This window comes from [Chlorobium] sp. 445, assembly GCA_002763895.1.
Classification (GTDB): Bacteria; Bacteroidota; Chlorobiia; order Chlorobiales; family Thermochlorobacteraceae; genus Thermochlorobacter.
In genome coordinates, this window is the sequence record NSLH01000020.1 from 1 (window position 1) to 21,209 (window position 21,209).

The window sequence follows — 21,209 nt, forward strand, 5'->3', positions numbered from 1 at the left end:
TTCTAAGTGCAGATGCGCATCGTGAAGATGAGGTTCCTTTATGTCGAGGGGTTGGCGTGGGTAGGCAACGCCGAAGACCAGGTCAAGGGCGATTTCTGACGATTTAAAGATTTGGCAATGCGTATTGCAGGCACGAATTTCGTGTCTGACTTGCTCAATTTCACTTTCATTTGCAAGGTCTGTTTTGGTCAGGAGAACAACATCTGCTGCTTCAATTTGCTCTTGCCACACCTCCACCTCATCTTTGATGCGCAGAAAGTTTTTGGCATCAACCGTTGTAATAACCGCATCGAGCACGATTTGTGGATTGAGCAAGGAGTAGATGATAGAGATAGGATTGGCAACACCTGTCGTTTCGATAACAAGCAGGTCAGGAGAGAGTTTGGAAACGATTTCATCAAGTGCTTGAACAAAATTTTCATTGATACTGCAGCAAATGCATCCATCGTTGAGCTCAAACATCTCAACAGAGAAGCCTTCAAGTAACTTGGCATCAATAGAGATTTCACCGATTTCATTCATCAAGATAGCGATCTTGTGTCGCCCTTGGTTTTTTGCTAACAGTTGCTTGAGCAGTGTGGTTTTGCCGCTGCCTAAAAATCCCGTCAGGATATTGATGGGGATTTTGCTTTGAGTAAGGTACGACATGGGTTAGTTTCCCTTTACAGTAGAAGCAGCGGAAATTCCAGTCCTGTCATCATTTCCACCTTGTGGTCGGCTGCCGCTGCTCAAAATGCTGGATAGGATAATTGGTGTTGCAACAATCAGCACGACAGCACCGATTGCCAAAATTGTCAGTCCCGTGCGGTTTGGTGCGTGCATCTCATCTGATTGTGCTGGTGCTGAAGTTTGCGCACTATCGCTCAAAGCAGAGAAATTTGAAACAGGGCGTGCTGGAAGCGTTGAAGGTGCAGAGAGAGCCATTCTGTGCTCGAGTGCATCGTTCAGGATAACCGTGTGCTGGCAGCCTACAGTTGTATAGACGAAGAATGCAGCAGCAAGCACCATCGTGAGCAGTTTAGAGTAGGCGAATGTTGGAGTCATTGCTTTTCATTAATTTGCTTTAAGACTTAAAGATAAATTATCAAACGCCTTCAATCAAACACTTTGGTTATGATGCGAATTGGTATTGGCATTGACATTCACCCGCTTGTTGAAGGGCGCAAGCTAATCATCGGCGGCGTTGAGATTCCATACGACAAAGGTCTTGATGGACATAGCGATGCGGATGTGCTTTTGCATGCGATTTCAGATGCACTGTTGGGCGCTGCGGCGCTGGGAGATATTGGTAGACATTTTCCAAACACTGACCCTGCTTTCAAAGATGTCGATAGTCAATACTTGCTGAAAAAGGTGCGTCAACTTTTGGAGCGGCAAAATTACAAACCCGTCAATGTGGATGCGATGCTGCTGTTGGAAAAGCCGAAAATTGCGCCGTTTATTCCGCAGATGCGAAAAAACATTGCACGCTGCCTGCAGATAGAGCTTGATTCTGTATCAATCAAAGCGACAACCAGTGAAGGCTTAGGATTTGTGGGCAAAGGCGAAGGTGCCACAGCGCACGCCGTCTGCATGATTGAGAAAATCAAGGTCTAGAGATACAAGAATGTGCTCGAGACTGTTGCGTAAAAAAGTTTTTTCTTAAATTCACTTGCCAAATAGTAATGCATTTTCGTAACTAAACATATTGAGTATTGGATACAAAAGTTGCGCGCGAAAAAGCCGTGTTGGTCGGCGTGAGCCGTCCGCCCGAAGTCCTCAAATCCCAAGTACAAGATTACCTCAGTGAATTAGAAAGACTTGCAGATACTGCAGGTGCCATTGTGCTACACAAATTCATCCAAGAACGCACACAGCTCGAGCCTGCCTTTTATGTGGGTAAAGGCAAAGTCAATGAGCTTGCAAATTTTGTCAAAGCGCAGGGTGTGGATGTAGTGATTTTCGATGAAGACCTCTCACCTGTGCAAGTGCGAAACTTGGAGAAAGGTTTAGAATGCAAAATCATTGACCGAACAGCGCTCATCTTGCAAATTTTTGCAGTGCATGCAAAGTCGGCACAAGCGAAAATGCAAGTAGAGCTTGCACAATTAGAATACCTTCTGCCAAGGCTTACGCGCCAATGGACACACCTCTCTAAACAAAAAGGGGGAATTGGCACGAAGGGACCCGGAGAGACACAAATTGAAACCGACCGTCGTCTTGTTTGGCGACGTATTGCTACACTTAAACGTAAACTGAGCGAATACGATAAGCAGCATCACACGCAAACCAAGTGGCGTGGGAACGTGGTACGCATTGCGCTTGTGGGCTATACGAATGCAGGCAAGACCACTTTGATGAATGCACTCTGTCCTAACATGCGCACAAAGGGTGAAAATCAACTCTTTGCGACGCTCGACACCACCACACGCAAAGTGATACTACAACACAACAAACGTGCGCTCATCTCTGATACGGTTGGATTTATTCGTAAGCTGCCGCATAAACTCGTCGAGAGTTTCAAATCCACGCTGCAAGAAGTGCGCGATGCTGATATTCTCTTGCATGTGGTCGATAGTGGTCATCCACACTACGAGGAGCAGATTCAGGTGGTGGAACAGACGCTGGCAGAGATGAATACCAGAAGCAAGGTAATGATTACAGTGTTCAATAAAATTGACCTACTCCCTGCCGATTTTGACTTTGTGGCGGCAAAGAAGCGCTACGGGCATTGTGTCTTTGTCTCGGCAGAGCGTGGGATTGGGATTGAACAGCTTAAGGAGACAATTGCACGTGTGATGGACTCTGAATTTCAAGAGCGCACAGCACGCGTGCATATTTCCGAGTACAAGTTCATCAGTTTCCTGCACGACACCACCGAAGTGCTCGAAAAGAACTACGACGGGGAGTACATTGAAGTGCGTTTCCGCGCACCAAAGAACATGCTGGCTCGTATTGATGCTATGCTGCAAAAACTACATAACTAAGTTTTCAGATTTGATGATGTTATGGCTCTTGCCGACAGAATTGATGGGCTAAAGGCACTTTGGAAATTTGACAATCGCTTGCAACTGCTGCTGTCGCGGCTCTGTTTTAGAGAGCACGGACTGAACGTGTATTACCTCAACGGAATGCAAATTTTGGTAGACCACCAAGCTGGTGATGAAAGCGGTACACGTCATGTCCTGGTTTCCCCCATGTATCAGCAATTTCTGCCGCAGATGAGCTTTAAAGCGCCGATTAACGTGTTGGATTTGGGTGCAAATGGCGGTGGATTTGCTTTAATGCTCAAAAATAATGGCATTGCACTCAGGAAAGTTGTGGCAGTAGAGTTCAATCCAAATACGTATGCACGCTTACATTTTAACTTGACGCAAAACTTAGACTGCCAGGTAATTGCACTCAATGCTGCAGCAGTAGGAGAGACCAAATCGCTCCAACTTCAGGTCGGACAAGGGGGGACATCAGACAACATTTACCAGCCGCTGACTTCTGGGAATGCAAAAACGGTAACGATTGAGGGCGTAACGATGGATGAGCTATACAGCCGATATTTTGATGGCGAAAAAATAGATATGTGCAAAATCGATATTGAAGGCGCAGAGCATGAAATCTTCTCAATGCCGTATCACCATAGTTTGAAGCATGTGCGATACCTTATCATTGAAATTCACGGCAATGATGAGCAAAGAAAGGATGCGGTCTTACAAGCCTTGAAAAAATTGGGGTTCAAGTCACAGCCAAGAGTAGCAGTAAATGAGCAGGATGTCTATTTTTTGCAAACGCTGGCGAAGCATAGCAACGACGGCATCACGCGAAAGTGTGTGCCCCAAAGTAACTCTTTTTGTCCCTGCAAATCATTAGTCACGCTCGTGCATCGCATTTAGCAAGACCGCGCCGTCCTTCGTATATTTCAAGTTCTAATCAACAAACTGATCTCTATGACATCGCGCGAGATTCGTCAATCGTTTCTGGATTTCTTCAGGTCAAAAGGTCATGAAATTGTGCGTTCGGCGCCCGTTGTGCCCGCAGATGATCCAACACTGCTTTTCACCAATGCGGGGATGAACCAGTTCAAAGATGTTTTTCTTGGAACAGGAACGCGCCCTTACACCCGCGCCGCAAACACACAAAAATGCATCCGCGCCTCTGGCAAACACAACGACCTTGAAGATGTCGGCAAAGACACCTACCACCACACCTTTTTTGAAATGCTCGGCAATTGGTCGTTTGGCGATTACTACAAAAAAGAAGCAATTGCTTGGGCGTGGGAATTGCTCACAGAGGTCTGGAGACTGCCAAAAGATCGACTTTACGCTACCGTTTTTCAAGACGATGACGAAGCCTTTGAACTGTGGAGAACGGTGACGGACATTCACCCTTCGCATATTCAGCGGCACGGCAAAAAAGATAACTTCTGGGAAATGGGCGAGACAGGTCCATGCGGACCTTGCTCTGAAATTCACATTGACCTGACGCCCGACAAAAGCGGTGCGCAACTTGTCAATGCAGGCTCAGCGCAAGTTATCGAGATTTGGAACTTGGTGTTTATCCAATTCAACCGCACTAGCAAAGGCGAGTTAGAGCCACTGCCCGCAAAGCATGTGGATACTGGAATGGGCTTTGAGCGCATTACTGCAGTGCTGCAAGGCAAGACCTCAAACTATGATTCAGACATTTTTGCGCCGCTGCTTCAAAAGATCATGGACTTGACTGGTATAGCTTATACCGCGAAGTTGGAAAGCGAAACTGACATCGCTATGCGCGTGCTGGCAGATCATGTGCGCACGCTGTCGTTTGCCATTGCTGACGGCGCAACACCATCTAACGAAGGACGTGGCTATGTGCTGCGCCGAATTTTGCGTCGCGCTGTACGCTATGCCAAGAAACTGGGGCAAGATGAAGCAACGCTTTACAAGCTGGTTGAGACGCTGGTGCAAACGATGGGCGATGTGTTTCCAGAACTCAAAGAGCGCCAAAAGGCTATTGAGCAAATCATTCGCGCTGAAGAAGAAAGTTTCCTTGCCACACTCGATAGAGGCATGGAAATTTTCAGCGAGATTGCTGAGCGCGCCAAATCCACAAAAGTGATTGCAGGCGAAGATGCTTTCAAACTCTATGACACCTACGGCTTCCCGCTTGACCTCACGCGTCTAATGGCACAAGAAATTGGGCTAAGTGTCGATGAAAACGGTTTTGAAGCGCAGATGCAAGCACAAAAAGCACGCGCACGCGAGGATCGCAAAAAGAAAGTGCAATCCGTTGAAGCAGGTAGCGCAGCATGGATTCAACTCTCGGAAGGCAGCGACTCACAATTCAAAGGCTACACTACATTAACAACACGCTCAACGGTAAGACTGGTGCGAAAAACTGCTGACAGACTTTTTATCGTCTTAGACCAAACGCCGTTCTATGCAGAGTCAGGTGGGCAAGTGGGTGACACGGGCATGCTGCTATCTTCACAATACACGTTCTTTGTGTGTGATACACAAAAAGAAGGCGAGAAAATCGTGCACATCATTGATCGTATTCTGAACAACGCCTCGCAACAGACCCTGAAGCCTAACGATTTTGACGTGTCGGAACTGCCAGATGAGCTTGAAGCGCAGGTTGATGCAGAGCGCCGATATGCTACGATGGTAAATCACACCGCAACGCATCTATTGCATGCAGCGCTGCGCAAAGTACTGGGAGAGCATGTCCAGCAAAAAGGGTCGCTGGTGACGCCAGAGCGCCTACGCTTTGACTTCAGTCATTTTGAGAAAGTCAGTGATGAACAGTTGGCACAAATTGAGCGCATGGTCAATGAGCAGATACGCAGCGCAAAAGAGACCATCAAGCATGAAGATGTGCCATTTGAAGAGGCAAAGCGAATGGGGGCGCTGGCATTCTTTGGCGATAAATACGGCGAGCGTGTGCGCGTTGTGGAAATACCTGCCTTCTCTATTGAGTTTTGCGGCGGCACACACTTAGATAACATCGGGCAAATTGGGCTCTTTAAAATCGTAAGTGAATCCTCAATTGCCTCGGGAGTGCGGCGCGTGGAAGCGATTACTGGCAAAGCCGCTGAAGAGCTCTTCCGTGCAGAGTTTATGCAATTGCAATCGCTGCGGCAATTGCTCAATGCCTCATCAGATAGCGACACCGTAGAGCGAGTAAGAAAACTTTTAGAAGAAAAACGCGCGATGGAAAAGCAAGTAGAGAAACTTCGCTTAGAGACTGCTCGCTACAAACTCAACGATATTCTTGATGCACCTGAACACATCTCTGACATTGAAGTCGTTGCACGCGAGATTGATTGGGTACAAAGTGCCGATGAACTGCAAGGCGTAGCAGAATTGGCGCGTCAGCAACTCAAAAGCGGTGCAGCGCTCTTAGGCAGTGTCATTGATGGAAAAGTCTCGCTTGTGGCGATCATTACAGATGACCTTGTAGAAAAAAAGAAATTGCATGCAGGTAAACTCATCGGCGATGTGGCTAAGGTAGTCGAAGGCGGTGGCGGCGGTAGAGCACAACTAGCAACGGCAGGCGGAAAAAATCCAGCTAAACTCCCCGATGCGATGACAAGATTCAAGGAGCTTATCGCCATGCAACTAAACTAAACTATCGCAAGGAAGCGAATTTGGACATCACAAGATATAGTTTAGCACAGTCGTGTGGGCTAGCGTGTGCTTCTGCTCTGAAAGCATGGAAAGTATAAAGCAGAGCAGCGCAATCCAGTAACTTTTTTGTATTTTTAGCCTCAGAAACTTTGAAATAAATCTCCGCTGCGTGAAGCATACGCCTCTTTATCACATACACTGCAAGTTAGGTGCAAAACTTATTGAGTTCGGTGGGTATGAGATGCCTGTGCAGTACAGCAGTATCATTGAAGAGCATCACACGGTGCGGTGCGCCGTAGGACTCTTCGATGTCTCTCATATGGGTAAGTTTGAGCTAAAAGGCAGTGGTGCACAAGACTTTCTGCAAGAGATGCTCAGCAATGATGTTGCGGCACTCATACCCGAGCGTGCACAATATAATGTGATGCTCTATGAAAATCATTCAGAGATTCCTGATGGTGGCATCATCGATGATCTCATCGTGTATTGTGTCTCGCCTGTGCATTACCTTTTAATTGTCAATGCGAGCAATACTCAAAAAGATTTTGCGTGGCTGAACGCACATCTCCCAAATAATCTTACGCTCACAGATTGTTCAGACGAGCTGACGCTGCTGGCACTTCAAGGCAAACACGCTGAACAGACACTGCAAAAACTTACGCGTCTGAACCTCTCACAAGTGCGCTATTACGGGTTTGTATATGGTAAGGTCGCAGGTGTAGAGATGTATGTGGCACGAACTGGCTATACCGGCGAAGATGGTTTTGAGATATGCTGTCCCAACGAATTTGCTGAAGAGCTCTGGAATGGCTTGCTTGAAGCTGGCAAGGAGTTTGGGATAAAACCCATTGGGCTTGGGGCACGCGATACACTTCGTCTTGAAATGGGCTATGCGCTCTACGGGCACGAAATTGACGAAACAACAAACCCGATTGAAGCAGGATTAGGCTGGATAACCAAACTAAACAAGCCATCGTTCAAAGGAAAAGAAGCGTGCCTTAAAGCAAAAGCAAACCCAAAACGCAAGCTAGTTGGCTTCGAGATGAGTGGCAGAGCCATAGCACGACAAGGGTTTGAAATCACCACACAAAGCGGAGAGAGAATCGGCAAAGTCTGCAGTGGAACGCTTTCACCGACACTGAACAAGCCGATTGGCACAGGATATGTTGCACTCGAGTACAGCGAGCCAAACTCGCTGATTTATATCACGGTAAGAGAGAAGCGCGAGGAGGCACGCGTGGCGGCGTTGCCTTTTCTTTCAAAAGAGCGGCGACAGGCTGCATACAACGCAGAAAAAATCTCAAAGACTTTTTCATGAAAAACGGCTAATGAAAATTGATGTTTTTTTACACCAGAAGGTTTTGATGATGACTACCTGCGCGAACGGCATGCCGTTGTAATAGATGTGCTGCGCGCAAGTACGACCATTATCACAGCGCTGCAGAACGGCGCAAAGGAAGTCATTGCCTTCTCAGACATTGCTCAAGCACGCGCGGCGATGGAGGAGCACAATGCCGAAAAACCCTTGCTCTGCGGAGAGCGATATGGAAAAATCATTGAAGGCTTTGACCTAGGTAATTCTCCTGAAGAATTTTCAGAAGAAGTCGTTTCTGGCAAGACACTTTTCTTTTGCACCACGAATGGTACGCGCGCATTGCTTAAAGCAAAAGCTGCAAAAACTATACTACTTGCTGCCTTCATCAATCTTTCAATCGTAAAGGAATTTCTTGTCAAGCCAGAAAATATCGAGTACAATTTAGCAATCATCTGCTCTGGCAAAGAAAATCGTTTCTCGCTGGAAGATGCGCTCTGCGCTGGATTGCTGGTCGATAAACTGCTTGCCGACAAAAAAGCGCAGGTGATGTCCATCTCGGATTCAGCACTAGCAGCGCGCATTCTCTACGAAAAATTTCGCGGCAATGAACTGGCGGCGCTCAAAGAAAGCGATCATGGCAGATACTTGACGTCGATTGGATTTGCAAAGGATATCGAACTTGCCGCAAAGTTGGACATCACACAAGCCTTGCCGATTCTGGAAGAAAATGCGCTGCGTCTCTATAAACTTGAGACCAAAAAATTCAAGCGCGTTGATTAAATTGAGCCGCATTACAATTTGAGGGCTTATCTGCAGCAGGCGCACATGTCGTGTGTGCTTGCTGCATAGCTTTTAACCAAATTTCAAATTGTAATGCCACAAACTGAAAAAAATACAGACACACCAACTTCGTCAGCAACAAAGCCAAGGCGTAAACCCACAAAGAAAGCAAAGGGTGCACTACTGGCTGCACTCTCACAGCGTCAGCATGAAATTCTGGGTACAAGTATTTTGATGCTCTCCCTGCTGCTGCTGATTGCAATTGTGGCTTACTCACCTGATGATGATTCCGTCATTGAAAACGTCTCACTCTTTGAGTTCTTCTCCGAAGTAGGCAAACTTGCTGCAGCACGCCTGCGCAACCCGCTCGGTTTTTTTGGCGCAAAACTCTCTGGTTTCCTCGTGCAATCCGTTTTAGGCTATCCTACTGCAATTTTAGTGTTGGTATCGGGCTACTGGGGCTGGACACTCTTTCGTCAAAATGGCTACGAGAAAGCGGCATTTGCTACAGTGTATGCCGTGCTCTTCTCAATCTTGGTGGCGTCGCTCTTTGGGCTCACGCACTTCTCATTTAGTCAAGTGATGTCGGGCACGATAGGGCGTTTCGTTGCAGCTTTTCTTACCGCTGCTATCGGCAAATTTGGAGCATGGGCAATTCTGCTGGCGCTGCTTGCTGCAACTATAGTACTCTTCATTGATCTCGACGTGCAGAAAACTGCTGACCGCGTTCTCTATCTCTTCCGCAACAAAGCAACAGAAGCTCAAGTGCGATTCAAAGAGTGGTATCAAGCCCGTCAGATGCGCCGTAAAGCCGAGCAAGATGCCAAGCAAGAAAATGACCGTGAAGAAATCGAAGAGCATGAACTTACACCACCACAGAGCAACACACCTGAAACGGAAAAAAGCAGGCTGAAGTCTGAGGCAAGTATAGCCGCTGAAAAGCATGAGCCAATTTTGCCAAAAACAGAACAAAGCATCATGCCGCCACGTGAGAAAGTGCCAACAGTCGTGATGTCAAGCCCGCTTGTAGCAGAGAGTGAAGCAAAGACGGGCAGAGCACTAAGCAGAGAAGAGCAACAAAGCAGCATGGTGGTGGAATTACCAATAAAGACAGAAAGTCAGTGTGCAGAATCGCAATTTGAGTGCAAGCCACAAGCAAAAGAGGCTACACACAGCACAGATGCACAAGGCAAAACAATCCGCATAGGGCAGAAAAGCGATGAGGAAGACAACCCCTTCAGCGATATCGATCTTGAAAAGAAACTCAGTGAAGCCGAAGCCCAAGCGTTTAACATGCTGGCAGTAAGAACCACAACTAACTGGGCAAAAGCATTCACAAAAGAATTTGACAACGAAATTGACGATGTTCTAAAAGAATTTTTGAGTAAAAAATCAAGCATCATAAGCACTCAACAAGAGGAAATTGCAGGGGCAGCGGAGCAAAAAGCCGTGTTGGATGAACAAGAGCCTCAAATCACTATCATTGAACCTGTAAAAGATGTGGCGGCAGATTTAGACGATAGAACACTGGAGGTTAAAACAAAAGAGAAATTTATTTATCAATTCCCTTCGGTAGATTTATTGATTGAGCCTGAACCTGAACAGGATACCGTGTCGCTGGAGGAACTTGAAGAAAACAAGCGCAAACTTTTAGAGAAATTGCGCATCTATAAAATTGAAATCACGCGCATTGAAGCGACGGTAGGACCAAGGGTTACGCTCTTTGAACTTGAACTTGCACCGGATGTGAAAGTTAGCCGCATTGTGGCACTGCAAGATGACCTTGCAATGGCGATGGCAGCACGCGGTATTCGCATCATTGCGCCAATTCCAGGCAAAAATGCAGTTGGCGTTGAGATTCCTAATGCCAAGTCGCATATCGTACGCATTAAGTCGTTACTCAATAGCGAGAAGTTCAAAAGCTCCAAATTCAAACTGCCAATTGCCTTTGGCAAAACGATAGCAAATGAAATTTTTATCGACGACCTTGCTAAGATGCCGCACCTGCTTGTAGCTGGTGCAACAGGGTCAGGCAAATCGGTTGGCATCAATACCATACTGACCAGTCTACTCTATTTCTGCTCACCAGAGCAAGTCAAATTTTTGTTAATTGATCCTAAGCGTGTGGAGCTCTTTCCGTATCAACGTCTGAAGCATCATTTTCTTGTGAAGTTTCAGGACTTGGAGGAGCAGATTATCACCGATACCAGCAAAGCTGTATATGCGCTCAAATCCGTCGAGAAAGAAATGGATAATCGTTACGAGCGCTTGGCAAAAGCGGGGGTACGAAATCTGCAAGCCTTCAACGAAAAAATTTCCTGATGATGCTCTGCCGTTTATTGTGGTTGTCATTGATGAACTTGCCGATATGATGATTACCGCTGGGCGTGAAGTGGAGGAGCCAATTGCACGGTTAGCGCAACTGGCACGTGCGGTTGGAATTCATTTAGTGGTTGCTACACAGCGTCCATCTGTGGATGTAATCACGGGAGTCATTAAAGCCAATTTCCCTGCGCGCATTGCCTATCAAGTCGCTAGCAAAGTAGACTCACGCACGATTTTAGATACAATGGGCGCAGAGCAACTCTTGGGCAATGGCGATATGCTCTACTTACCTGCAACACAACCTAAGCCAATTCGCTTGCAAAATGCGTTTGTCTCAACAGAAGAAGTTGAAGCGGTTACGGATTTTATTTATGCGCAGAAAGGCGTCGATCTGTCGTATCCCTTGCCCGCACCGGATGTGAAATCTGCAACTAAATCTGCCAGCGAGTTTGGCGATGATGAGGAGGAAAGCAGCGGGGAGCGCGATAAAATGTTTAATGAAGCAGCGCGTTTGGTGGTAAGACATCAGCAGGGAAGTGTCTCGCTCTTGCAGCGGCGATTAAAGTTAGGTTTTGGACGCGCTGCACGCATCATGGACCAGTTAGAAGAACATGGAATTGTGGGACCGCCAGATGGTAGCAAGCCACGTCAAGTCTTGGTGCAGTCCGAAGAGGAATTAGAGATGCGCCTTGCTGATTTAAGCTGATGCGATTTAAGTCAATGCTGTAACGCTGTGAAAACAAAGAGCCTGCAGTTGTGCAGGCTCTTGTCGCTATTGAGAAGCAAACCAGAGGGCTTATTTCTCCTCTACCGTCTCATCGGTTTCCTTGTCAGCCGTTTCCTTGCTTGTGTCTACGAACACAAGACAGTCGTTTTTCTTGCTGTATTTGATTTTAATTGAGCTGCCTTCTGTAAATTTGCCTTTAAGGATTTCTTCAGCCATCGGGTCTTCGACATATTTTTGAAGTGCGCGACGAAGCGGACGCGCGCCGAATTGTTGGTCATAGCCTTTTGTAACAAGGAAATCTTTTGCGGCTTTAGTAAACTCAATGGAGATGCCCATATCGCGCACACGCTTGAAGAGTTTCTCGACTGAAATATCGATGATGCGATAGATGTGCTCTTTTTCGAGTTGATGGAAGACAATCACATCATCAATACGGTTGAGAAATTCTGGGTTGAAGACTTTTTTGAGCGCATCTTCAATTGTGGATTTCATGTTGTCGTATTTACTCTTCTCGCTTGGTTGCGTGAAGCCCATGCCCATACCCATATTCTTGATGTCGCGCGCACCGATGTTGCTAGTCATGATGATAATGGTGTTGCGGAAGTCGACGCGTCGACCGAGTCCATCAGTAAGAATACCATCATCTAGGACTTGCAAAAGAATGTTGAAGACATCGGGATGTGCTTTTTCAATTTCGTCGAGCAGGACAACAGAGTAGGGTTTGCGGCGCACCTTCTCAGTGAGCTGACCGCCTTCTTCGTAGCCAACATAGCCGGGAGGCGCACCAACCAAGCGTGAGACCGAGAATTTCTCCATATACTCGCTCATATCAATGCGCACCAGGGATTCTTCGCTGTCAAAGAGGTAGCGTGTGAGCGCTTTAGCCAGTTCCGTTTTACCGACGCCTGTTGGACCTAAGAAGATAAAGGAGCCAATAGGACGATTTGGGTCTTTCAAGCCAGCTCGCGTGCGTTGAATGGCTTTCGAGATTTTCTCAATTGCTTCGTCTTGACCGATAACTTCAGCTTTGAGGGTCTCAGCCATTTTAAGCAGCTTTTCTGTTTCAGATTGAGCCACTTTCATGACAGGAATACCAGTCATCATGGCTACGACAGCGGCAACATTTTTCTTCGGTAACATCAAAAATTTTCTCGGCAGTCGACCTTTCCCATTCGCTCTTGGCGCGTTCGAGTGACTCGATGAGGCGCTTTTCTTGATCGCGTAGGCGAGCGGCTTCTTCAAAGTTTTGTGACTTCACAACTTGATTTTTGAGCGCCTTGATGTCTTCGATTTTCTGCTCGAGTTCGAGAATTTCCTTTGGTACATGGATATTGGAAAGATGTACGCGCGCACCAGCTTCATCCATCACATCAATGGCTTTATCTGGAAGGTGACGGTCAGTGATATAACGGTCAGAAAGTTTTACTGCAGCTTCAATAGCTTCTTTGCTATATCGCACATTGTGATGCGCTTCATACTTTTCTTTGATATTCATCAAAATAGCGATGGTATCTTCCACAGTGGTTGGTTCAACCATAATTTTTTGGAAGCGGCGGTCGAGCGCACCATCTTTCTCAATATACTGTCGATATTCATCGAGTGTGGTGGCGCCAATGCATTGCAGGTCGCCACGCGCCAAAGCAGGCTTAAAGATATTTGAGGCATCAAGTGAGCCAGAGGCACCACCAGCACCAACAATGGTGTGCAGCTCATCAATGAAGAGAATCACGTCCTTAGATTTTTCAAGTTCATTCATCACTGCTTTCATGCGCTCTTCGAACTGACCACGATACTTTGTACCTGCCACAAGCGCAGCAAGATCGAGCGCAACGACACGCTTGTCATAGAGCACGCGGCTAACTTTCCGCTGCACAATACGCAGAGCAAGACCTTCAGCAATGGCGGTTTTACCAACACCGGGCTCACCAATGAGCACAGGATTATTCTTTTTGCGGCGCGAGAGAACTTGGGCAACGCGCTCAATTTCTTTTTCACGACCAATGATTGGGTCGAGTTTATCTTCAAGGGCAAGCTTGGTAAGGTCGCGCCCGAAGTTGTCCAGAACAGGTGTCTTTGACTTTTCCATCTTTCGTGATTCGTATTGTTGTTGATATTGACCACTTCCACCGGAGGTTCCACTAGTGGCTGCAGCAGTAACAGCCCCACCAGTCTTACCGCTCATGATGTTTTCCAATTCCTCGCGCACGGTCGTGTAACTGACGCCAAACTGCGAAAGGATTTGCGCTGCAAGATTTTCTTCATCTTTGAGCAGAGAAAGCAGCAAATGTTCAGTTCCAATAATATCCGACTTGCAGATTTTGGCTTCGAGATAAGTGATTTTCAAAACTTTTTCGGCTTGCTTGGTAAGGGGGACATTACCTAAAGTGAGTGTCCCGCCAGTAGAACGCACGGTTTCCTCAATAGCACGCTTAAGTTTGTAGAGGTCACACCCTAAGTTTTTGAGAATCCGTACAGCAATACCTTCACCCTCACGAATGATACCTAAAAGCAGATGCTCCGTTCCGATGTAGTCATGTCCAAGTCGCAGCGCTTCTTCACGGCTGTACCGGATAACATCTTGAACCCGATTAGAAAAATTCCCTTCCATAAATTTTTTCGTTTCGTTTTATCCTCTGTGTCGCTTTAGAGAGTTAAAATTTTCAAAGTTTCAAAGTGTATTTATCTCAATCATGAAATTGATTGAACATGTTTGATTGATAATAAAATAGCGCCGCAAGAACACAGCGCACATTCTTTCTCTAACTAAACCGCGCTTTACCTTGCTTAATTTCATCTATTGAACTTGACTGTGCTGTGCTCGCACGCAATACAGCAAGACTTGGTCATTTTTACATTCTAAGATAATAAACACAATCAAGGCGATTTGCAAAAGGTATTTTTTAGGAAAGCCTGAAATCAGAGCCGACAGACGCACTTCAAAACCGCTTTACTTGGCGCCAAAGCATAAGTCAAATGATAATAAACAATCCGTGAAAGTTAGAGCAAAAGACAAAGCGGCTTTCACAGCCACTCAAAAGGAGAAGGGAAGTGAAAGCCGCAAAATAACTAAGACTCTGAACGGGCTTCGTCAGTATGAGTGACTCTGCTCAATAAGCACACAATCCTCAATTATTGTCAGCACGAGTGCATCTATGCTGAGCATTAGTGCATAAAAAGCAGTTCCATGTAAGTCGGCATAGGATACAGCGTGCTATCAATCTCTCCCTCTAACTTATCGGCAATCTCACGCACATGGTTCATGGCAGGCATAATGACCTCTGCGCAGTATTTTGCCTGGGCCTCAATGCCGCCTTTCTGGTGGTGAATCACGGCTGTAAGTTTTTCCAACTTCTCCGTGCGCGACATCAGTTCTCCAATATCCTCGGCAAGCATGGAAAGTAAGGCGGCTTGTTTTTTCTTAGTAGATGCGTTGAGCTTGAGCGATTTATCTAACTGCATAAGTTTGCCGACTGATTCAGCAACCTGACTTTGGAAGCGCAGGCATGCGGGCAGAATTTGCGTGCGAATCATCATGGCAAGTGTCTTGGCTTCGATATCAAGTGCTTTGATGTATCGCTCCAAGCGCACTGTATATCGTGCATCAATTTCAGCTTCAGTCAAAACGCCGTATTTGACAAAGAGTTCGCGCACGCTTTTGTCCTGCCACACTTTCATTGCCTCAGCTAAGGTGCGATGGTTCGGCAAGCCACGTTTCTTAGCTTCTTTTTGCCAGGCTTCGCTGTAGCCATCGCCTTCAAAACGAATCGGTTTAGTAGCTTTGATTTCATGGCGTAAGACCTCGAAGACAGCTGCTTCCAAGTCTTTGCCTGATTGCATCTCTGCTTCAATTGCTTCTCGTATCTCGTCAATAGCTTCTGCCATGATGGTGTTCAGTACCATATTCGGAATGGCAACTGGCATAGACGATGGTACAGCACGAAACTCAAACTTATTGCCTGTGAAAGCAAATGGCGATGTGCGGTTGCGGTCGGTGTTATCTTTGTTCAGCGTGGGAATGTGCGAGATATCCAAATCAATGAACTGCTTTTCAGTTGTCTTTTTCATATCCCCGGTTTCAATAGCGTCAAGAATTGCGCTAAGTTGATCACCGAGGAACACAGACATAATGGCAGGCGGAGCTTCGTTTGCGCCCAAGCGGTGGTCGTTCCCGGCATTAGCAATGGAGGCGCGCAAGACAGCGGCGCGTTTGTGCACAGCCTTGAGAACTGCAACCAAAAAACCAAAAAATTGCAAGTTAGATTCTGGTGTCTCACCTGGATCGAGCAAATTGCCACCGACATCAGCGCCTATCGACCAATTATTGTGTTTGCCTGAACCGTTGATGCCTGCAAATGGCTTTTCGTGAATGAGCAGTGCCAGATCTTTGCGCTCGGCGACACGTCGAAGCATTTCCATAATCAGGAGATTATGGTCGGCGGCAAGTGGAGTCTCTTCGTGAATAGGGGCGATTTCATACTGATGCGGCGCAACTTCGTTGTGGCGTGTTTTGGCAGGTACACCCAGTTGATAGAGCTCGCGCTCAAGTTCTTGCATGAATTCCAAAACACGGTCAGGAATGGAGCCGAAATAATGGTCTTCAAGCTGCTGATTCTTCGGCGGCAGTGCCCCAATGAGCGTGCGCCCTGTCATAATTAGGTCGGGACGCTGTTCATAGAGCGATCTATCAATGAGGAAATACTCCTGCTCTGCGCCCAGATATGTTTTGACTTTAGTGACTTTGGTATTGCCCAACAGGTGTAGAAGTTTGACGGCAGCTTCGCTTAGGGCGCGTGCAGAGCGTAAGAGGGGCGTTTTTTTCGTCCAGCGCTTCACCATGATACGAAATAAAAACAGAGGGAATGCACAGCGTGGTGCCTTCGGCGCCTTTCATCAAAAACGCGGGAGTACTGGGGTCCCAAGCAGTGTAGCCACGTGCTTCGAAAGTCGTGCGCATACCGCCAGAGGGAAAACTCGAGGCGTCTGGCTCGCCTTGAATGAGCTGGCTACCAGAGAATTTTTCAATTAAGTTACCTTCTTTGTCGAAAGCAATGAAAGCGTCATGTTTTTCAGCTGTTGCGCCTGTCATGGGTTGAAACCAGTGGCAGTAGTGTGTTGCCCCGTTTTCAATTGCCCATTCCTTCATAGCTTGAGCGACACTTTCGGCAATGCTTTCATCAAGCTCTTCGCCCATCGTAAGTGTGCGCACCAGCGAGCTATACACATCAGCAGGCAAAACGCTCGCGCATCACATGATGGTTGAATGTAAGGCTACCAAAGAGCGCTGCATTTTCAGATAGCGTAAATGTCCCGTTTTGAGTCGACATTTTTCTTTTTTTGTTTAGCAGTGAATAAGTTGATTTTGTAATTCGTAGATTGCGCTGCAAAGCCCTCATAGCCCGCTGGCACTTTTGCTGTGCTCCAAACTTTTCATGGCTTTCTGTGAGTTGATGCGGTTCGACTTCTTGATTTCACTCAATACAATGCTGGTCTGCGTACCTGTAACACCTGTCCAAGATTGGATGCGAGCAAGAAGTTGTTCGAGGGCACCTGTGTCAGACACTACGGCTTTAATCAGATGCGAACCTTCACCTGTGATGGAGTAGCATTCTGTAATTTCATCTTCTTTTTGAACGTGTTGAATCAGTGAAGCGTAGTGCTTTGAGGAATCCATTGTAATGCGAATGAACGCAATGATATCGTAGCCTAATTTTTTGAGGTCGACAATCGTTGTAAACCCTCTAATCACGCCACGTGCCTCGAGCTTTTCCAAACGCTCACTCACCGAAGGAATTGAAAGCCCGACAGCTTCTGCAAGTTCGCTGCGCCGCATCCGACCATCCTCTGAGAGCATTTCAATGAGTTTTAGATCAATCTTATCTAGATGCCAAGACATAACTACACTTGGGAAAAAATTGATGCCAGACCAGAATATGCTGACGATAGAGTTAGAGTAAATTGCCTAAAAAACTTAGGTAAATCAGTCGCTTTTTCTGCAAAATTAAAACTTTCAAGCGTAATTACAAGCTTTTTAGCTAGAATACATGCTAAGTTTGAAATACACTGCGCTGGACGATGGAAAAAATATCTTTTGAAAAGCTATCGCAGCGCACTAACTTTGTAACAGGAGTTTGGATTTGTCATGGCTGTAACACCAACCTTTGAAAGGAGAACATCTATGGCTGATGAACCGAAAAAACTTTCGCCGATGATGGCGAAAAAATTGGCGCAACAGCAAGCTGCTAAAGACGCAGCACCTGCAAGTGAAGCCAACCCTGCCACAGCACCTACAGAAATGCCCAAAGCCGAAGCAACTGCGCCTGAAGCGAAACCTGCTCAGAAGCCAGCCACTGTGCCAATTGCAAAATCGGTAACTCCAGCGCCCAAAGCCGACAGTGCGCCGAAAAATCCAGATGGTACACGCTACGGCTACAGTGATGGTATGCCATCCGTGTTTGGCACGCCACCTGCTATTGATGAAGCCTATTTTGTGCTCAAAACTGTGTCATCCATTCCGGCAGCTATTGTGGAGGGGGTAATGAATTTCTTTAAGAAGGTAACGAGCTAATTGCAAAATCGCAAAGTTAAGCTGCAAGGCGCAAGCGTAAATCAATCTTACAATCTCAGCTACAGGCGGCAAGTGCACATAAGCGCTCAGCACGGTGCACTTGCTTTAAGGCTTTTTCAGGCGGCGCTGAAAGACCTCAGAGTGAAAACGAAAAAGTTCAGCAAGATGCGCTGTCCAGAATGAAAAGCTATGCGTGCCTCTGCGGATGAGAAAAGTATGTTTGATGTTTCGGCGCCTCAAGGTTTGAGCAGCAAGTTCATTGCCGGCTCGAAACATATCTTGTGCACCGATTAGCATGAAAAAGTCTGTGTTGTTAAGCGCTGAATCTGGCACCTGCCCCAAGAGTGTAGTGGTCATGTAGGGGCGCCAAAAAGTGCTATCGCCGCCATCGAGAGCAAGACGGGCGCTTGGTGTGTAATTCAGCATGCCCATCAGACTGCCGACAGCAGAAAAAAGTTTTTGTCCCCTTTCCTCTTTTAGGGCTAAGAACATGGCTGCAGTGCCGCCCCAAGAAACGCCAGCAATGCCGCGCGCTGCGCGCTTGCGAATCACTCGGTAGTCTTCTTCTACCAAATCAGGCAGTTCTTCCAAGAAAAAATTGGCGTAAGCACGTTTGCCATCGGCTGAATTGACATAGTAAGAGCTACATTCACTGGGCATGATAACAATCATCTCTACAATTTTTTTCTGATAGATGAGTGAGTCTAAAAAGCGATCAAGTTCAAGCTCTCGCCAAAGCATGTGGCTGCCGCCCTGTGGATGCAACAGATAAAGCACAGGATAGGCTCGGCGCGGACTGTTCAAGAATGAAGGAGGCAAATAAACACTGACTGGAACTTTCTGCCGCATATATGCCGAGTTGATTTCCAAATCAAAGAAGCGCGATTGATTACCAATCTCAAGCCATTTCCCGTGCTCTAACTGAAAATATCGCTCATCATGTCCGAGATAACTTGATTTGTTTTCCCATTTAAGTTCTGAATCATAATCGGCAATGACGAGAGTTGGTGAGACTTCATAGACTTGAAAGTCGTGGTAAGTGATAGAGGCACCAGCCAGGCGTGGGTGATGGTTTGCGCAAAAAGTTTTTGTTCAGCGTAGCGTGTGCCGTTGTTGAAATACCTCTCAGACACAAGGCTCATATACGCTTCAGGCTGACGTGAAATCAGCATGGTATCCATGACCTCAACGGTGCGGCGGATAATTTTAGCGATGCTGTCAGGAGCTGGTTTTGCTGGCTGACCCAGTGCGGCGCGCATGGCAGTTTTCGTAAAAACACCGATGAGATTTTTCTCTTTGCCCACACCAGCATAAATGCCGCCGTCAAGGTTGTTGCAAAAGACACGCACCGCTAAAGTGTTCAGTTTCCCGTATTCGAGCAGTGAATCTGGAAGAAGGTAAGCACGAAGTTCGCCATCGGCAGGAGCCTGCACCGTACCTGTTTTACCAATAAGTCTGCCGTTAAGATAGGTTTCATCGACGCTGTTGATGCGTCCAAGCAAAAGATAGAGCGCTTTGGCGCGTGCTACTTCGGGAACAAAAAATGTTTTGCGGTAGAGTGCAAGTCCTGAAAAGCCACGCGCAAATTCATAATCATTCCAAAAAGCAGGAACGCTAGCTTCTATCCAATTAGAGTCGCTGTAATCAGGCAAAAGAGCATCTTTGTTAGACGCATAAATTCCAAAAGCAATACGCCACTTGCCATCAAGGCGCAAAGCGATTTCAGAGGCAGGCTGTGCCTTGCCCCGAAAAGGGAAGGCAAAGAGCATAAGCATGAGAGAAAAGTTCAGAAGCCTAACCAAGCAATTCATGGCGTGTCAGGTCTTTGAGAAGACAATGGTGAAGAGGCTGGTGGCTGGGGCGGCACGTTTTGTATGCGTACTGAGGGTTTGGGTGGCGCCTCTGCTGAACTTGGTTTCGTGGGAGGAAGTGGCAAATCAATGCGGCTGAGCGGGAGCATTTCATCAAGTGCAATGACGCTCTCAGGTATAGCCTCAGTCTGGGACAAGTTGCGCTCTTGTGCTTTCATCGGAGTTGCTGTAGGGGCAGGCAGGGGCGCCTGTTTGGGCTTTGAGGGTGTGCCGCCAATGATGCCGCTATAAAACAACCAATTAACTTCCGCCCCAATCAGAAAAATCAATGCATTGATGTAAAGCCATACGAGCGTTGCAAGACCTTTTGCAAGCACGGTATAGCCTTGTCCGTAGTACTGGTATTTGACGTAGTCACCATACAAGATGCAAACTACAATCCAAAGCAGAGCCATGAGCACTGCACCGGGCAAGACATGTGGAAGTTTTTGTCCGACACGCAATGAAAACTTGTAGACGATAAGGGCAGAAAGTGTCATCACAAAAAAAGCTATCGGAAAGCGTGTCCACTGCAAGAATTGACCCAGCCGATACATCTTGAGTTGCTTTTCCAAGATTTTTTCAAGCTCTGTGCCGAAAATGATGAGGCTAAAGACAATCCCTAAAGCCACGCTAACCAAAAGCATCAGCTCTACAGCGACCATTTGGCGACGAAAAAAACTGTAATTGAGCTGCATATTGTAGATGCGCTCCATGGCTTTCATGACAGTGGTGAAGACTGCAGCCGTCGAAAAAAACGAGAAAATCAAGCTGAATGTGAAAATACCACCCCGTCGCTCCACCAAGATCTTTTCAATAGTTTGCCCAATAGGCTGGTAGACTTCTTGCGGTAACACTGTGCCAATGAAACTCGAGATGAGTAAGGCTGTCTTTGGTGTTTGAATAAGGCTAAGAAAACTCACAAAAAGCAGCAGCGCAGGAAAAATGGCTAAAGCAAGGTTATATGCCATTTCGGCAGCTAAGCCCAGACAGTCATCACGATCGATTTTCTGAATTAAAGTTTTGGCAACAAAAATTATGCGTTTCATTTGTGCAAAATAATGAG

The 21,209-nt window shown here is 46.7% G+C and carries 13 protein-coding genes and 4 pseudogenes; 9 read left to right on the plus strand and 8 right to left on the minus strand.

Annotated features, from left to right (window positions below):
• Nucleotides 1-648 (minus strand): cobalamin biosynthesis protein P47K (locus CMR00_08750; GenBank protein ID PIO47693.1); only part of this gene is annotated, 648 nt, incomplete at its 3' end.
• A gap of 3 nt (nucleotides 649-651) precedes the next feature.
• Nucleotides 652-1,044: a hypothetical protein gene (locus CMR00_08755; protein ID PIO47694.1), complete on the minus strand. Its 393-nt coding sequence runs from the start codon at nucleotides 1,042-1,044 to the stop codon at nucleotides 652-654.
• A gap of 72 nt (nucleotides 1,045-1,116) precedes the next feature.
• Between CMR00_08755 and CMR00_08760 the strand changes: the two genes are divergently transcribed.
• The 8 genes and pseudogenes from CMR00_08760 (at nucleotide 1,117) to CMR00_08795 (ending at nucleotide 11,707) form a co-directional block, all read left to right on the plus strand.
• Nucleotides 1,117-1,596, plus strand: a complete 480-nt coding sequence (locus CMR00_08760) for a 2-C-methyl-D-erythritol 2,4-cyclodiphosphate synthase (protein ID PIO47724.1) — start codon at nucleotides 1,117-1,119, stop codon at nucleotides 1,594-1,596.
• A 98-nt stretch (nucleotides 1,597-1,694) separates the two neighbouring features.
• Nucleotides 1,695-2,966 (plus strand): GTPase HflX, encoded by a 1,272-nt coding sequence (gene hflX / locus CMR00_08765; protein PIO47695.1) that lies wholly within the window; start codon nucleotides 1,695-1,697, stop codon nucleotides 2,964-2,966.
• A gap of 21 nt (nucleotides 2,967-2,987) precedes the next feature.
• Nucleotides 2,988-3,866: a hypothetical protein gene (locus CMR00_08770; protein ID PIO47696.1), complete on the plus strand. Its 879-nt coding sequence runs from the start codon at nucleotides 2,988-2,990 to the stop codon at nucleotides 3,864-3,866.
• A 54-nt stretch (nucleotides 3,867-3,920) separates the two neighbouring features.
• Entirely contained in the window at nucleotides 3,921-6,581 is a 2,661-nt protein-coding gene (locus CMR00_08775) for an alanine--tRNA ligase (GenBank protein PIO47697.1), read from the plus strand.
• Nucleotides 6,582-6,750: 169 nt separating this feature from the next.
• Nucleotides 6,751-7,899 (plus strand): glycine cleavage system protein T, encoded by a 1,149-nt coding sequence (gcvT, locus tag CMR00_08780; GenBank protein ID PIO47698.1) that lies wholly within the window; start codon nucleotides 6,751-6,753, stop codon nucleotides 7,897-7,899.
• 57 nt (nucleotides 7,900-7,956) lie between these two features.
• Nucleotides 7,957-8,676 carry a 2-phosphosulfolactate phosphatase gene (locus tag CMR00_08785; GenBank protein PIO47699.1) on the plus strand — a complete coding sequence of 240 codons (720 nt, stop codon included), beginning with the start codon at nucleotides 7,957-7,959 and terminating at the stop codon, nucleotides 8,674-8,676.
• A gap of 93 nt (nucleotides 8,677-8,769) precedes the next feature.
• Nucleotides 8,770-9,405: pseudogene (locus CMR00_08790) on the plus strand (hypothetical protein).
• Nucleotides 9,406-9,474: 69 nt separating this feature from the next.
• Nucleotides 9,475-11,707 (plus strand): annotated as a pseudogene (locus CMR00_08795) (cell division protein FtsK).
• A gap of 90 nt (nucleotides 11,708-11,797) precedes the next feature.
• Here the strand turns inward: CMR00_08795 and CMR00_08800 are convergent.
• The 3 genes and pseudogenes from CMR00_08800 to CMR00_08810 all read right to left on the minus strand — a co-directional run bounded on the left by CMR00_08800 (nucleotide 11,798) and on the right by CMR00_08810 (nucleotide 17,621).
• A pseudogene (locus tag CMR00_08800) lies at nucleotides 11,798-14,336 on the minus strand (Clp protease ClpC).
• A 554-nt stretch (nucleotides 14,337-14,890) separates the two neighbouring features.
• Nucleotides 14,891-17,052, minus strand: a pseudogene (locus tag CMR00_08805) (glutamine synthetase type III).
• 65 nt (nucleotides 17,053-17,117) lie between these two features.
• On the minus strand, nucleotides 17,118-17,621 hold the full coding sequence (locus tag CMR00_08810) for an AsnC family transcriptional regulator (GenBank protein PIO47700.1): 504 nt from the start codon (nucleotides 17,619-17,621) through the stop codon (nucleotides 17,118-17,120).
• A 282-nt stretch (nucleotides 17,622-17,903) separates the two neighbouring features.
• Between CMR00_08810 and CMR00_08815 the strand changes: the two genes are divergently transcribed.
• Nucleotides 17,904-18,293 carry a hypothetical protein gene (locus tag CMR00_08815; GenBank protein PIO47701.1) on the plus strand — a complete coding sequence of 130 codons (390 nt, stop codon included), beginning with the start codon at nucleotides 17,904-17,906 and terminating at the stop codon, nucleotides 18,291-18,293.
• Nucleotides 18,294-18,398: 105 nt separating this feature from the next.
• Here CMR00_08815 and CMR00_08820 read toward each other — a convergent pair whose 3' ends face one another.
• The 3 genes from CMR00_08820 to CMR00_08830 form a co-directional block, all read right to left on the minus strand.
• Entirely contained in the window at nucleotides 18,399-19,142 is a 744-nt protein-coding gene (locus tag CMR00_08820) for a hypothetical protein (protein ID PIO47702.1), read from the minus strand.
• A 68-nt stretch (nucleotides 19,143-19,210) separates the two neighbouring features.
• Entirely contained in the window at nucleotides 19,211-20,104 is an 894-nt protein-coding gene (locus CMR00_08825) for a hypothetical protein (protein PIO47703.1), read from the minus strand.
• Nucleotides 20,101-21,192 carry a hypothetical protein gene (locus CMR00_08830; GenBank protein ID PIO47704.1) on the minus strand — a complete coding sequence of 364 codons (1,092 nt, stop codon included), beginning with the start codon at nucleotides 21,190-21,192 and terminating at the stop codon, nucleotides 20,101-20,103. Before CMR00_08830 ends, CMR00_08825 begins: the two co-directional genes overlap by 4 nt.
• Between the last annotated feature and the right edge of the window lie 17 nt (nucleotides 21,193-21,209).